A 12,629-nucleotide genomic window follows, 5' to 3' on the forward strand; every position below is an offset into this window, starting at 1 on the left:
CTTTTAGGTTTTAAAAATTAGTAAACGTAACATAAAACTTCACCACCTACATTTTCTTTTTTGGCTTGTTTACCTGTCATTACACCATGAGATGTAGAAACGATGGCAATACCTAAACCATTAAGAATTCTTGGTAACTCATCGGCACCAGCATACTTACGTAAACCTGGAGTACTAATGCGTTGAAGCTTTTTAATTACTGGTTCTTTTGTTTCTTTGTTGTACTTAAGAGCAATTTTAATTGTTCCTTGTACAGTTGAATCATCAAACTTATAACTTAAAATATATCCTTGTTCGAATAATATTTTAGTTATGTTTTTCTTTAAATTAGAAGCAGGAATCTCTACCACTCTGTGGTTAGCACGCACTGCGTTTCTAATTCTAGTAAGATAATCCGCGATTGGATCTGTATACATATTTATTAATTTGCGGTAGTGGTTTTCAAGAAACTCTTTCTCTTGAACCTAAAACCAATTTATAATTCTTTTTTTACCAACTAGCTTTTTTAACCCCTGGGATTAAGCCTTTGTTAGCCATTTCTCTAAACATAACACGAGAAATACCAAAGTTTCTCATGTAACCTTTAGGTCTTCCTGTAAGCTTACATCTATTATGCATGCGAATAGGAGAAGCGTTTTTAGGTAACTTTTGTAATGCTTCGTAATCTCCAGCTTCTTTTAAAGCTTTACGTTTCTCGGCATACTTAGCTACTGTTTTAGCTCTTTTTACCTCACGGGCTTTCATTGATTCTTTAGCCATATCTTAGTTCTTTTTAAAAGGTAATCCTAGTTCGGTTAATAATGATTTTGCTTCTTTATCTGTTTCGGCAGAAGTTACAAATGTAATATCCATACCTGAAATTTTGTTTACCTTATCAATATTTATTTCAGGAAATATGATTTGTTCTGTGATACCTAAGTTATAGTTACCACGACCATCGAAACCTGTAGCTTTAATTCCGTTAAAATCTCTTACACGAGGTAAAGCAGAAGTTACTAATCTATCTAAGAATTCGTACATTCTTTCGCCTCGTAAAGTTACTTTAGCGCCAATTGGCATGCCTTTACGTAATTTAAAAGAAGCAACATCCTTTTTAGATAAAGTTGCTACGGCTTTTTGTCCAGATATAGTAGTTAATTCTTCTACAGCGTAGTCGATTAATTTTTTATCTGCCACTGCAGCACCAACACCTTTAGATATTACTATCTTTTGTAGTTTTGGAACTTGCATTACATTTTGATATCCAAATTCGTCTGTAAGAGCTGCAATTACTCTGCTTTTATACTCTTCTTTAAGTCTAGGTGAATATGCCATAACTATATTACTTCATTAGATTTTACTGAGAATCTCACTTTTTTATCACCTTCTACTCTGTAACCTACGCGAGTTGTTTCACCTTTAGCAGTTAACAACGATAAGTTAGAGATGTGAATTGGTGCTTCCTTCTCTACAATACCACCTTGTGGGTTTTGAGCACTTGGCTTAGTGTGTTTTTTCACCAAGTTAACACCCTCAACAATGGCTTTGTTTTTTTCTATTAATACCTTTTGTACTTTACCTTCGGCACCTTTGTGGTCTCCAGCAATTACTTTTACGGTATCTCCAGTTTTAATTTTAAGCTTTGTCATCTTAATAATGTATTAAAGCACTTCTGGTGCTAATGATACAATTTTCATGAATTGTTTATCACGAAGTTCTCTAGCAACAGGACCAAATACACGTGTACCTCTCATTTCACCCGCTGGGTTTAATAATACACAAGCATTATCATCGAATCTAATATAAGATCCATCTGGTCTTCTTACTTCTTTTACAGTACGAACTACTACTGCGGTTGATACGGCACCTTTTTTAATGTTACCGTTTGGTGTAGCATCTTTTACAGAAACTACAATTTTATCACCAACAGAAGCGTATCTTCTTTTAGTACCCCCTAGAACACGAATGGTTAAAACCTCTTTTGCTCCAGTGTTGTCTGCTACTTTTAATCTTGATTCTTGTTGTACCATAATTATTTCGCTCTTTCAATTATTTCAACTAATCTCCAACATTTAGATTTACTTAAAGGTCGTGTTTCCATGATTCTTACAGTATCTCCTTCGTTGCAGTCATTTTTCTCGTCGTGCGCAACATATTTTTTTGTTTTTAACACGAACTTTCCATACATAGGGTGTTTTACTTTTTTCACCTCAGAAACCACAATTGATTTCTGCATTTTGTTACTTGTAACAACTCCTATACGTTCTTTTCTTAAATTTCTTGTTTCCATATTTAAGCAGAATTATTGTGAATCTCTTTTAGTTAATTCGGTCGCAATTCTAGCAACAGTGCGTCTTGCACTACGTAACTGAATTGGATTTTCTAAAGGAGAAATTGCATGAGCCAATTTTAGGTCTGAATAACTCTTTTTTACTTCACTAAGTTTTTCCTGTAACTCAGCAACAGATAATTCTTTAATTTCTGATTGTTTCATAATCTTAAATTATTATGCTTCGTAATCTCTAGCGATTAAAAACTTAGTTTTAACTGGTAGCTTTTGTGCTGCAAGACGTAATGCTTCTTTAGCCACGTCTAATGGCACACCACCTATTTCAAAAAGTACTCTTCCTGGTTTTACAACAGCTACCCATAATTCTACGGCACCTTTACCTTTACCCATACGTACTTCAAGAGGCTTTTTTGTGATAGGCTTGTCTGGAAATATTTTAATCCATAACTGCCCTTCTCTTTTCATGTAACGTGTAGCGGCAATACGTGCTGCTTCAATTTGACGAGATGTTATAAATACAGAGTCTAATGCTTTTATTCCAAAGGTTCCGTTTGAAAGTTGATGCCCTCTTCCGGCATTACCTTTCATACGTCCTTTTTGCTGCTTACGAAATTTTGTTCTTTTAGGCTGTAACATGTTTCTTTACTTTATAAAAAATTACTTTCTACTGCGACGAGGTCCTTTGTTTCCGCGTCCAGCGCCACCTTTTCCTTGCTTTTTAGATAAACCTACAAGCGGAGAAAGCTCTCTTTTACCATATACTTCACCTTTCATGATCCATACTTTTACACCTAATCTACCATAAGTAGTATGTGCTTCAACTAAAGCATAGTCAATATCGGCTCTAAAGGTTGATAAAGGAATACGTCCTTCTTTGTAGTGTTCGCTACGTGCCATTTCAGCACCATTTAAACGACCACTAATTTGGATTTTAATTCCTTCAGCATTCATACGCATTGTAGCAGCGATAGCCATTTTGATTGCACGACGGTAAGAAATACGATTTTCAATTTGTCTTGCAATACTCGATGCTACTAAAAATGCATCTAGTTCAGGTCTTTTAATTTCAAAGATGTTAATCTGAACTTCTTTACCAGTAATTTTCTTAAGCTCTTCTTTTAACTTGTCTACCTCTTGACCGCCTTTACCAATAATGATACCTGGGCGAGCTGTAGTGATAGTAACGGTTACAAGTTTAAGCGTACGCTCAATAATTACTCTACTTACACTAGCTTTAGAAAGACGTACGTGAACGTATTTTCTAATTTTATCGTCTTCGGCAAGCTTATCTCCATAATCATTACCTCCGTACCAGTTAGATTCCCATCCTCTGATAATACCTAAGCGATTTCCGATTGGATTTGTTTTTTGTCCCATACTTCTATCTTAGCTTTGTGTGTTATTGTTAGCACCAACCACTAATGTTACGTGGTTAGAACGTTTTCTAATTCTGTGTGCACGACCTTGAGGAGCTGGACGTAATCTTTTTAACATAGATCCGCCATCTACTCTAATCTCTTTTACGAATAATTCAGCAGATTCAATATCAGCATCTTCGTTTTTAGCTTGCCAGTTAGCAATAGCCGAAAGTAATAACTTTTCTAAACGACCTGAAGCTTCTTTCTGGTTGAATTTTAAGATATTTAGTGCTTTGTCTACCTTTTCACCTCTTACTAAATCGGCTACTAAGCGCATTTTTCTTGGTGATGTAGGACAGTTATTAAGTTTTGCAAAAGCAACTTGCTTTTTTGCTTCCTTAATAGCGTCTGCCATTTGTTTTTTACGACTTCCCATAGCTTACTACTTTTTACCTTTGTTTTTAGCACCTGCATGCCCACGGAATGAACGTGTTGGTGAAAATTCTCCTAATTTATGACCTACCATGTTCTCAGTTACATAAACAGGAACGAATTGACGGCCATTGTGTACTGCTATTGTTTGTCCTACAAAATCTGGAGTTATCATACTAGCTCTAGACCAAGTTTTGATAACTGTTTTTTTGTTAGCTTCTACGTTTGCAGCTACTTTTCTTTCTAATTTATAATGAACGTAAGGTCCTTTTTTTAATGATCTTGCCATGTCTTATTTCTTTCTACGTTCTACAATATATTTATTACTTGCTTTTGTTTTAGAACGCGTTCTAAATCCTTTAGCTGGTATACCGTTTCTAGAACGTGGGTGACCACCTGAAGCGCGTCCTTCACCACCACCCATTGGGTGATCGATTGGGTTCATCACTACTGGTCTAGTTCTTGGACGACGACCTAACCAACGTGTTCTACCGGCTTTACCACCTACAAGTAATTGATGATCTGAATTCGATACTACACCTATTGTAGCCATACACGTTACAAGAATTAAGCGTGTTTCTCCAGAAGGTAATTTTACAGTTGCAAATTTACCATCTCTTGCCATTAATTGAGCAAAAGCACCAGCACTACGTGCCATAACAGCACCTTGACCTGGACGTAACTCTAAACAAGAGATAATAGTTCCTAATGGAATTTCACTTAATGGCATTGCGTTTCCAATTTCTGGAGCGATACCTTCTGTACCAGAAACCACATTTTGCCCAACTTGCAAACCATTTTGAGCAATGATGTATCTTTTCTCACCATCTTGATAATTCAATAATGCGATAAAAGCGGTTCTGTTTGGATCGTATTCGATAGACTTAACTTCGGCTGGAATACCAGTTTTGTTACGTTTAAAATCGATAATACGATACTTTCTTTTATGACCACCACCTATGTAGCGCATGGTCATTTTTCCTTGACTGTTTCTACCACCAGACCTTTTATTCGGAACAAGTAAACTTTTTTCCGGCTTATCAGTAGTTATGGCGTCATACCCATTTACTACTCTAAAACGCTGTCCTGGTGTGATTGGTTTTAATTTTCTTACTGACATTGTTGTCTAATTACATGTTACTGTATAAATCAATCATTTCACCTTCCGCCAGTTGTACTAACGCCTTTTTCTTAGCATTAGTTTTACCATGTTGAATACCAGTTTTTGTATACTTGGTACTTCTATCTGGACGGATATTTATAGTACGAACTTTTTCAACAGAAACACCATATGCAGCTTCAACCGCATTTTTAATTTCTATCTTGTTCGCCTTAGTATTCACTTCGAATGTGTAGCAGTTTCTTAACTCGCTATCAGCAGTCGCTTTTTCTGTGATTATAGGTTTAATTAAGATACTCATCTGTTTCTTATTTACTTAAGTTTGTTTCAATTCCTTCTAAAGCGCCTTCTAAAAGCACTACTTGATTTGCATTTAAAATCTTGTAAGTGTTTAATTCTGAAGAAGTTACAACTTCAGAGCCTTTTAAATTACGCGATGACAAATATACATTATTATTTGACGCACCCAACACAAACAAAGATTTTTTATTATCTAGTTCTAAGGCCTTTAACACAGCTGTAAAGTTTTTAGTTTTTACTGTATCGAAGTTAAAGTCTTCTAGAACTGTAATTGACTGCTCACCTGCTTTAATACTTAAAGCCGATTTACGAGCTAAACGCTTAAGGTTTTTGTTAAGCTTAAAGCTGTAGTTTCTTGGTCTTGGACCAAACATACGCCCACCACCTTTAAACACACCAGACTTAATGCTACCTGCTCTTGCAGTACCGGTTCCTTTTTGCTTTTTAATCTTGCGAGTACTACCAGCAATCTCACCTCTTTCTTTCGATTTGTGAGTTCCTTGGCGTTGGTTTGCTAAATATTGTTTAACATCTAAGTAAACCGCATGATTATTAGGCTCAATAGCAAACACATCGTTAGAAAGCTCTGCTTTTCTACCTGTGTCTTTTCCGTTTATATCTAAAACTGCTACTTTCATTACTTTCTAATAATTACGTAAGCGTTTTTATGTCCAGGAACACATCCCTTAACAACAAGTAAATTCTTTTCAGAAACTACTTTTAAAACTCTTAAATTTTGAACTTTCACTTTATCTCCACCCATTCTTCCGGCCATTTTCATTCCTTTGAATACTCTCGCAGGATAAGAAGCTGCACCAATAGAACCAGGAGCTCTTAAACGGTTGTGCTGACCATGCGTTGCTTGACCTACACCACCGAATCCATGACGCTTTACAACACCTTGAAATCCTTTACCTTTTGATGTACCTGAAATATCAACAAATTCACCTTCAGCAAAGTGATCTACAGTTATAGCATCACCTAATTTGTACTCCTCATCAAAACCTTTAAATTCAACAACTTTGCGTTTTACAGAAGTACCCGCTTTTTTAGCATGACCTAAGTCTGCTTTAGTAGCGCTTTTTTCTGTCGCGTCATCGAAACCTAATTGAACAGCTTCATAGCCATCAACCTCTTCAGTTCTGACTTGGGTAACGATACATGGACCTGCTTCGATTACTGTACAAGGAATGTTTTTCCCGTTTTCGTCGAAAATGCTGGTCATACCGATTTTTTTTCCAATTAACCCAGACATAATTTAAGTTTAAAGTTTAAAGCTTCGTGTTTAAAGTGTAACACTTTAAAACTCCACTTTAGTTAATAATTAATTTCTATTTTAAAAAAAATTCAAGGACAAATACGCTTCGTCCTTGAATTGTATTTTTTCCGTTTTTCCCGCGACCGCATCGGTGGGACATGTTTTATAATTCCGAATTCAGAATTCTGAATTTTGAATTAAACCTTTATCTCAACTTCTACACCACTTGGTAACTCAAGCTTCATTAACGCATCAATTGTTTTTGATGACGACGAGTAGATATCTAATAATCTTTTATAAGAAGATAATTGAAACTGCTCTCTAGACTTTTTGTTTACGTGTGGAGAACGTAGTACTGTAAATAATTTTTTGTGTGTTGGTAATGGAATTGGACCAGTTACAACAGCACCAGTACTTTTTACTGTTTTTACGATTTTATCAGCAGATTTATCTACTAAATTGTGATCGTAAGATTTTAATTTTATTCTGATTTTTTGACTCATTTCTTTAGATTTTAAGCTTCAACACCTTTCGCTGCTTTTATCACTTCTTCTGAAATATTTGATGGTGTTTCAGCGTAGTGAGAAAATTCCATTGTAGAAGTTGCACGACCCGAAGATAATGTTCTTAATGTTGTTACATAACCAAACATTTCTGATAATGGCACAACAGCTTTAACTGTTTTTGCACCGTTACGATCTCCCATATCGCTAACTTGACCTCTACGACGGTTTAAGTCACCTACAATATCACCCATATTTTCTTCTGGAGTAATAACTTCTAACTTCATCATAGGCTCCATGATTACCGCTTTTGCAGCTTTTGCAGCAGCTTTAAATCCTAATTTTGCAGCCAATTCGAATGACAACTGATCGGAATCCACATCGTGGTAAGAACCATCAGTTAAAGTAACTTTCATAGCATCTACTTCGTATCCTGCTAAAGGACCGTTTTGCATTGCCATAGCAAATCCTTTTTCTACTGAAGGAACAAATTCCTTAGGTACGTTACCACCTTTAATTTCAGATACAAACTCTAAACCTTCTTTACCTTCTTCGGCTGGTTCTAGAGTAAATACAATGTCTGCGAATTTACCACGTCCACCAGATTGTTTCTTATAAACTTCTCTGTGTTCTGCACGTTGTGTAATAGCTTCTTTGTACTCTACTTGTGGCTGACCTTGGTTTACTTCTACCTTAAACTCACGCTTAAGACGATCTACAATAATATCTAAGTGAAGCTCACCCATACCAGAAATAATCGTTTGCCCTGAAGCTTCATCGGTTCTTGCAGTAAACGTTGGATCTTCTTCAGCTAATTTTGCTAAAGCCATCCCTAATTTATCTACATCGGCCTTTGTTTTAGGCTCTACCGCGATACCAATTACTGGATCTGGGAAATCCATAGATTCTAAAACTATTGGATTCTTTTCGTCAGATAAAGTATCACCAGTTTTAATGTCTTTAAATCCTACCGCTGCACCAATATCTCCTGCTTCAATAAACTCGATAGCATTTTGCTTGTTTGAGTGCATTTGGTAAATACGAGAAATACGCTCTTTTTTACCTGAACGGTTATTTAAAATGTAAGAACCTGCATCTAAACGTCCTGAATAAGCACGGAAGAATGCTAAACGACCTACGAAAGGATCGGTAGCAATTTTAAATGCTAATGCAGAGAAAGGATCTTTTACATCTGGCTTACGCACAGCGTTCTCCCCTGTGTTAGGGTTAGTTCCTACAATGTTATCTCTATCTAATGGAGATGGTAAGTAACGACATACAGCATCTAATAAAAACTGTACACCTTTGTTTTTAAATGAAGAACCACAAACCATTGGAATGATAGCCATATCCATTACAGCAGCTCTAAGTGCAGCGTGCACTTCTTCTTCTGTAATAGAATCTTCATCTTCCATGAATTTTTCTAATAAGTTCTCATCGTAAGTTGCAACTTCCTCAATTAATAAAGCTCTATACTTTTTAGCTTCTTCCTTCATATCTTCAGGAATGTCGATAATATCGAAAGTAGAACCTTGAGTTTCGTCGTGCCAAACAATAGCACGGTTTTTTACTAAATCTACAACTCCTTTAAAATCTGCCTCATCACCAATGTTTAAAACGATTGGCACTGCGTTAGATTTTAACATATCTTTTACCTGCTGGCAAACTGCTAAGAAATTAGATCCTTGACGGTCCATTTTGTTAACAAAACCAATACGAGGCACTTTATAGTTATCTGCAAGTCTCCAGTTAGTTTCAGATTGTGGCTCAACACCATCAACCGCACTAAATAAGAATACTAAACCATCTAAAACACGTAAAGAACGGTTTACTTCAACAGTAAAATCAACGTGACCTGGAGTATCAATAATATTAAAGTGATATCCTTTAGTTTCGTCTGTTGGCTTACCATTATCAGTTGGGAAATTCCAAGTACAGGTTGTAGCTGCCGAAGTAATTGTAATACCACGCTCTTGCTCTTGTTCCATCCAGTCCATTGTAGCAGCACCATCATGAACTTCTCCAATTTTATGAGAAACTCCTGTATAATAAAGAATTCGCTCTGTAGTTGTTGTTTTTCCAGCATCAATATGAGCTGCAATACCAATGTTTCGTGTAAATTTTAAATCTCTTGCCATTTTATTTAGAATCTAAAGTGTGAGAATGCTTTGTTAGCTTCTGCCATTTTATGAGTATCAACTCTCTTCTTAACCGCCGCTCCTTCTTCTTTAGCTGCTGCTAAAATTTCTGAAGCTAAACGTAAGGCCATAGATTTTTCGTTACGCTTACGAGCGAAACCAATTAACCATTTCATTGCTGTTGAAACTTTTCTATCTGGACGAATTTGCATTGGAATTTGGAATGTAGCACCACCAACACGACGACTACGCACTTCTACGTGAGGCATCACATTTGATAACGCATCTTTCCACAACTCTAAAGCTGTTTTTTCGCCATCTGTTTTCTTCTGATCTACAATATCAATTGCATCGTAGAATACTTTAAAAGCCACAGACTTTTTACCGTCCCACATCATCATGTTAACAAAACGAGTTACTAACTGATCGTTAAACCTTGGATCTGGTAAAAGAGGTCTTTTTTTCGCTGCTCTTTTTCTCATGTCTTCTTCTTAAAGTTTTAAATTACTTTTTAGGGCGTTTTGCACCATACTTAGATCTACGTTGCGTTCTACCTTGTACACCTGCTGTATCCAAAGCACCACGAACAATGTGATATCTAACTCCTGGTAAATCTTTTACCCTTCCACCTCTAACCAATACTATCGAGTGCTCTTGTAAATTGTGACCTTCACCACCGATGTATGCGTTAACCTCGTTACCGTTTGTTAAACGAACCCTTGCCACCTTACGCATTGCTGAGTTAGGCTTTTTAGGTGTTGTTGTGTAAACACGAGTACATACACCACGTCTTTGTGGACACGAATTTAAAGCAGCCGATTTACTCTTCTTGGTTATTTTGGCTCTTCCTTTTCGTACTAATTGTGAAATTGTTGGCATATATTTTATACTAAATTTTTATAATCCTTCGTTAAAAGGGCTGCAAAGGTAGAAATTTTATTCAATAATTCAAATCCTAATTCATTAATTTTCATAACATAGGCTTTTTTTTATACTAATGGATTTTAATCGATATATTTTTAATCTATTTTTAAAATGATTTCTTACTGTACACTTTTAATACTTCAAATTAATTTGAGAAATTAAAATTTAATGATTTACCATATTAAATATTTTCAATTTACGTTAGTTTTACAGACTAAAACACGAAAAAACTATTAACCAATTTGCGTTTTTCACTCCTTATTATATATGTTCTATTTTTTGGATCGGCATTTTCCCAAAACATCAACCTTAAGATTATAGGTGAAACCGAATTTGAAACAACAATAATTGACGCAACCAACTACCACAAACTTCATATTAACTTAAAATCTGTTGAAAGAGAAATAGATTCGGTAAAACATATTTTAGAAAAACAAGGATATATTCAATTAAAGTCTGAAAATCTTAAAAGATTAAACGACTCCATATTTAGTATTACATTCAACTTAAATGAACATTATAAATATTTACGTGTATTCTATTCTAAAATGAATTTAGACGAGTCTTTAATAAAGCAGATTACCAATAATTACGCACCTACATATTTCGACCTAACATTTTCTGAAATTGAAAACAGCTTAAACTATTTAAATAATAAAATTTCGGAAACTGGTTATCCGTTTACAAAATTAAAACTATCTAATTTAAGAATTAAAGAAGATTGGGTTGAAGCTGATTTAATTTCATCTGCTTTAAGCGAAAAAAGAATCCTTAATAATATAGTTGTAAAAGGATATGACAAATTTCCAAAATCGTTTTTAAAACATTATTTGAAGATTAAACCGAAGCAGGTGTTCAACCTTAAAAAAATTCAAACTAAGAGCAATCAACTACAAAACATAAATTTTGCCAGCCAAATAAAACCCCCTGAAGCATTATTCACAAAAGATTCTACTTCACTATACTTATATATAAACAAAAACCAAAGCAATACTTTTGATGGCTTTTTAGGTTTTGGCACCAATGAAGAAACTAATAAAATTCAATTTGATGGCTACCTAAACTTAAACCTAACAAACAATTTAAATTACGGCGAATCGTTTAGCTTATTTTATAAAAGTGACGAAAACGACCAACAAACTTTTGAAGTCAGCACCTCATTACCTTACTTATTCAGCACACCTATTGGCGTTGATTTAGCACTAAGACTATTTAAAAAAGACTCCTCGTTTACAACAGCACTACAAAACTTAAAACTAAATTACCAACTAAGCACTAAACACAACATAGCTGCAGGATTAACCGCAATAACCTCGAGCAACTTACTAACAACAACCCAAAACTTAAATATTAACGATTACAAATCAACGTTTTACTCGTTAACCTATCAATACCTAAATTTAAACCCAACAAATAATTTACTATTTCCAATCCAATCTAAATTTTATTTTGAAGCTGGATTAGGCAAAAGAGTAACAACCCCAAACACTACACAACAAACAAAATACACACTCGAGGCGTTCAAAATATTTTTACTAAATCAAAGAAATAGCATTTTCTTAAAAACAAATGGCGCCATATTAAAATCTACCAACTACTTTGAAAACGAACTTTACCGATTTGGCGGCATAAATTCCATTCGTGGTTTTGAAGAAAACAGCATTTACGCCAACCTTTTTAGTGTATTTAACACCGAATACAGATATCAATTATCCAACAACCTATATATACATACCATTTTTGATGCTGCCTATTTTGAAAACCAAATAACCACAAGTAAACAGAAGCTTTTTGGGTACGGACTAGGTTTAGGTATACTAACAAAGTCTGGGCTATTTAAATTAAATTATGCCAATGGCAAATTTGAAGATTCTAATTTCTCCCTTTCAAATTCCAAGATTCATATTAGCTTAAAAACTAGATTTTAGGATACAATTTAAATTAAAATTAACACAACATAACATAACACACTCATTATACATAGCTTATACCTTACAAACTGTAACACTATCTTAAACACACTTCAAATAAAAAATATAACGTAAACCTTAAAATCCATTAAATTAATAGCAATGATTTCGGCATTTTCTTAAAATTTCTATTGTTTTTGTTGTTTTATTAACTATTTATTATGACTTTTGGCAACGACTAATTCAAATAATTATAAAATGAAAACAAAGTTTAGTGGAATTTTAACGCTATTACTAGCGTTTGTTGTGCAATTAACTTTTGCACAAGAAAAGACAATTTCAGGTACAGTTTCCGATGGTAGTGGACTACCTCTGCCTGGAGCAACTGTCTTAGTTAAAGGTACCTCTTCAGGTACA

At 34.8% G+C, this 12,629-nt stretch carries 21 protein-coding genes; 2 read left to right on the forward strand and 19 right to left on the reverse strand.

The window, feature by feature from the left end:
- Positions 1 to 17: 17 nt before the first annotated feature.
- The 19 genes from rpsH to rpsL all read right to left on the reverse strand — a co-directional run bounded on the left by rpsH (position 18) and on the right by rpsL (position 10,257).
- Entirely contained in the window at positions 18 to 416 is a 399-nt protein-coding gene (rpsH, locus tag PK35_RS12635; RefSeq protein ID WP_044626927.1) for a 30S ribosomal protein S8, read from the reverse strand.
- A 73-nt stretch (positions 417 to 489) separates the two neighbouring features.
- Complete coding sequence (gene rpsN, locus PK35_RS12640) at positions 490 to 759, reverse strand: 30S ribosomal protein S14 (protein ID WP_044626928.1); 270 nt, start codon at positions 757 to 759, stop codon at positions 490 to 492.
- A 3-nt stretch (positions 760 to 762) separates the two neighbouring features.
- A complete protein-coding gene (gene rplE, locus PK35_RS12645) occupies positions 763 to 1,314 on the reverse strand; it encodes a 50S ribosomal protein L5 (RefSeq protein WP_044626929.1) in 552 nt (183 codons plus the stop codon).
- A gap of 2 nt (positions 1,315 to 1,316) precedes the next feature.
- Positions 1,317 to 1,628: a 50S ribosomal protein L24 gene (gene rplX, locus PK35_RS12650; RefSeq protein ID WP_044626930.1), complete on the reverse strand. Its 312-nt coding sequence runs from the start codon at positions 1,626 to 1,628 to the stop codon at positions 1,317 to 1,319.
- Positions 1,629 to 1,640: 12 nt separating this feature from the next.
- Complete coding sequence (rplN, locus tag PK35_RS12655; RefSeq protein WP_027138502.1) at positions 1,641 to 2,009, reverse strand: 50S ribosomal protein L14; 369 nt, start codon at positions 2,007 to 2,009, stop codon at positions 1,641 to 1,643.
- 2 nt (positions 2,010 to 2,011) lie between these two features.
- Positions 2,012 to 2,269 carry a 30S ribosomal protein S17 gene (gene rpsQ, locus PK35_RS12660; protein ID WP_044626931.1) on the reverse strand — a complete coding sequence of 86 codons (258 nt, stop codon included), beginning with the start codon at positions 2,267 to 2,269 and terminating at the stop codon, positions 2,012 to 2,014.
- 12 nt (positions 2,270 to 2,281) lie between these two features.
- The gene (rpmC, locus tag PK35_RS12665) at positions 2,282 to 2,473 is read right to left on the reverse strand and encodes a 50S ribosomal protein L29 (RefSeq protein ID WP_044626932.1); all 192 of its coding nucleotides are present in this window, start codon (positions 2,471 to 2,473) and stop codon (positions 2,282 to 2,284) included.
- A 12-nt stretch (positions 2,474 to 2,485) separates the two neighbouring features.
- Positions 2,486 to 2,905, reverse strand: coding sequence for a 50S ribosomal protein L16 (gene rplP / locus PK35_RS12670; RefSeq protein ID WP_044626933.1), 420 nt, complete (start codon positions 2,903 to 2,905; stop codon positions 2,486 to 2,488).
- Between the two features lie 21 nt (positions 2,906 to 2,926).
- Positions 2,927 to 3,646: a 30S ribosomal protein S3 gene (rpsC, locus tag PK35_RS12675; protein WP_044626934.1), complete on the reverse strand. Its 720-nt coding sequence runs from the start codon at positions 3,644 to 3,646 to the stop codon at positions 2,927 to 2,929.
- Positions 3,647 to 3,655: 9 nt separating this feature from the next.
- A complete protein-coding gene (gene rplV, locus PK35_RS12680) occupies positions 3,656 to 4,063 on the reverse strand; it encodes a 50S ribosomal protein L22 (protein ID WP_044626935.1) in 408 nt (135 codons plus the stop codon).
- A gap of 6 nt (positions 4,064 to 4,069) precedes the next feature.
- Positions 4,070 to 4,348, reverse strand: coding sequence for a 30S ribosomal protein S19 (gene rpsS, locus PK35_RS12685; RefSeq protein WP_013869040.1), 279 nt, complete (start codon positions 4,346 to 4,348; stop codon positions 4,070 to 4,072).
- Between the two features lie 3 nt (positions 4,349 to 4,351).
- Positions 4,352 to 5,179, reverse strand: coding sequence for a 50S ribosomal protein L2 (rplB, locus tag PK35_RS12690; protein ID WP_044626936.1), 828 nt, complete (start codon positions 5,177 to 5,179; stop codon positions 4,352 to 4,354).
- A gap of 10 nt (positions 5,180 to 5,189) precedes the next feature.
- On the reverse strand, positions 5,190 to 5,480 hold the full coding sequence (gene rplW, locus PK35_RS12695; protein ID WP_044626937.1) for a 50S ribosomal protein L23: 291 nt from the start codon (positions 5,478 to 5,480) through the stop codon (positions 5,190 to 5,192).
- Between the two features lie 7 nt (positions 5,481 to 5,487).
- Entirely contained in the window at positions 5,488 to 6,117 is a 630-nt protein-coding gene (rplD, locus tag PK35_RS12700) for a 50S ribosomal protein L4 (RefSeq protein WP_044626938.1), read from the reverse strand.
- A complete protein-coding gene (rplC, locus tag PK35_RS12705; RefSeq protein ID WP_044626939.1) occupies positions 6,117 to 6,734 on the reverse strand; it encodes a 50S ribosomal protein L3 in 618 nt (205 codons plus the stop codon). The genes rplD and rplC overlap by 1 nt, the downstream gene beginning before the upstream one ends.
- A gap of 200 nt (positions 6,735 to 6,934) precedes the next feature.
- Complete coding sequence (gene rpsJ, locus PK35_RS12710) at positions 6,935 to 7,240, reverse strand: 30S ribosomal protein S10 (RefSeq protein ID WP_044626940.1); 306 nt, start codon at positions 7,238 to 7,240, stop codon at positions 6,935 to 6,937.
- 11 nt (positions 7,241 to 7,251) lie between these two features.
- On the reverse strand, positions 7,252 to 9,378 hold the full coding sequence (gene fusA / locus PK35_RS12715; RefSeq protein WP_044626941.1) for an elongation factor G: 2,127 nt from the start codon (positions 9,376 to 9,378) through the stop codon (positions 7,252 to 7,254).
- A gap of 5 nt (positions 9,379 to 9,383) precedes the next feature.
- Entirely contained in the window at positions 9,384 to 9,860 is a 477-nt protein-coding gene (gene rpsG, locus PK35_RS12720) for a 30S ribosomal protein S7 (RefSeq protein ID WP_044626942.1), read from the reverse strand.
- A gap of 22 nt (positions 9,861 to 9,882) precedes the next feature.
- Complete coding sequence (gene rpsL, locus PK35_RS12725) at positions 9,883 to 10,257, reverse strand: 30S ribosomal protein S12 (protein WP_044626943.1); 375 nt, start codon at positions 10,255 to 10,257, stop codon at positions 9,883 to 9,885.
- Between the two features lie 287 nt (positions 10,258 to 10,544).
- On the opposite strand from rpsL, the gene PK35_RS12730 reads away from it, so the two are divergent.
- Together PK35_RS12730 and PK35_RS17895 are read left to right on the forward strand one after the other, a co-directional pair.
- The gene (locus PK35_RS12730) at positions 10,545 to 12,230 is read left to right on the forward strand and encodes a POTRA domain-containing protein (RefSeq protein WP_044626944.1); all 1,686 of its coding nucleotides are present in this window, start codon (positions 10,545 to 10,547) and stop codon (positions 12,228 to 12,230) included.
- A 240-nt stretch (positions 12,231 to 12,470) separates the two neighbouring features.
- A partial coding sequence (locus PK35_RS17895; RefSeq protein WP_238320914.1) for a carboxypeptidase-like regulatory domain-containing protein occupies positions 12,471 to 12,629 on the forward strand: 159 nt, incomplete at its 3' end.

Origin of the sequence: Neotamlana nanhaiensis (assembly GCF_000943555.1) — a bacterium.
Lineage (GTDB): Bacteria > Bacteroidota > Bacteroidia > Flavobacteriales > Flavobacteriaceae > Neotamlana > Neotamlana nanhaiensis.

What these genes read in the sequence shown, in the direction of transcription:
- rpsH (WP_044626927.1), bottom strand. Translation starts at nt 416, where the DNA reads ATGTATACAGATCCAATCGCGGATTATCTTACTAGAATTAGAAACGCA.
- rpsN (WP_044626928.1), bottom strand. Translation starts at nt 759, where the DNA reads ATGGCTAAAGAATCAATGAAAGCCCGTGAGGTAAAAAGAGCTAAAACA.
- rplE (WP_044626929.1), bottom strand. Translation starts at nt 1,314, where the DNA reads ATGGCATATTCACCTAGACTTAAAGAAGAGTATAAAAGCAGAGTAATT.
- rplX (WP_044626930.1), bottom strand. Translation starts at nt 1,628, where the DNA reads ATGACAAAGCTTAAAATTAAAACTGGAGATACCGTAAAAGTAATTGCT.
- rplN (WP_027138502.1), bottom strand. Translation starts at nt 2,009, where the DNA reads ATGGTACAACAAGAATCAAGATTAAAAGTAGCAGACAACACTGGAGCA.
- rpsQ (WP_044626931.1), bottom strand. Translation starts at nt 2,269, where the DNA reads ATGGAAACAAGAAATTTAAGAAAAGAACGTATAGGAGTTGTTACAAGT.
- rpmC (WP_044626932.1), bottom strand. Translation starts at nt 2,473, where the DNA reads ATGAAACAATCAGAAATTAAAGAATTATCTGTTGCTGAGTTACAGGAA.
- rplP (WP_044626933.1), bottom strand. Translation starts at nt 2,905, where the DNA reads ATGTTACAGCCTAAAAGAACAAAATTTCGTAAGCAGCAAAAAGGACGT.
- rpsC (WP_044626934.1), bottom strand. Translation starts at nt 3,646, where the DNA reads ATGGGACAAAAAACAAATCCAATCGGAAATCGCTTAGGTATTATCAGA.
- rplV (WP_044626935.1), bottom strand. Translation starts at nt 4,063, where the DNA reads ATGGGAAGTCGTAAAAAACAAATGGCAGACGCTATTAAGGAAGCAAAA.
- rpsS (WP_013869040.1), bottom strand. Translation starts at nt 4,348, where the DNA reads ATGGCAAGATCATTAAAAAAAGGACCTTACGTTCATTATAAATTAGAA.
- rplB (WP_044626936.1), bottom strand. Translation starts at nt 5,179, where the DNA reads ATGTCAGTAAGAAAATTAAAACCAATCACACCAGGACAGCGTTTTAGA.
- rplW (WP_044626937.1), bottom strand. Translation starts at nt 5,480, where the DNA reads ATGAGTATCTTAATTAAACCTATAATCACAGAAAAAGCGACTGCTGAT.
- rplD (WP_044626938.1), bottom strand. Translation starts at nt 6,117, where the DNA reads ATGAAAGTAGCAGTTTTAGATATAAACGGAAAAGACACAGGTAGAAAA.
- rplC (WP_044626939.1), bottom strand. Translation starts at nt 6,734, where the DNA reads ATGTCTGGGTTAATTGGAAAAAAAATCGGTATGACCAGCATTTTCGAC.
- rpsJ (WP_044626940.1), bottom strand. Translation starts at nt 7,240, where the DNA reads ATGAGTCAAAAAATCAGAATAAAATTAAAATCTTACGATCACAATTTA.
- fusA (WP_044626941.1), bottom strand. Translation starts at nt 9,378, where the DNA reads ATGGCAAGAGATTTAAAATTTACACGAAACATTGGTATTGCAGCTCAT.
- rpsG (WP_044626942.1), bottom strand. Translation starts at nt 9,860, where the DNA reads ATGAGAAAAAGAGCAGCGAAAAAAAGACCTCTTTTACCAGATCCAAGG.
- rpsL (WP_044626943.1), bottom strand. Translation starts at nt 10,257, where the DNA reads ATGCCAACAATTTCACAATTAGTACGAAAAGGAAGAGCCAAAATAACC.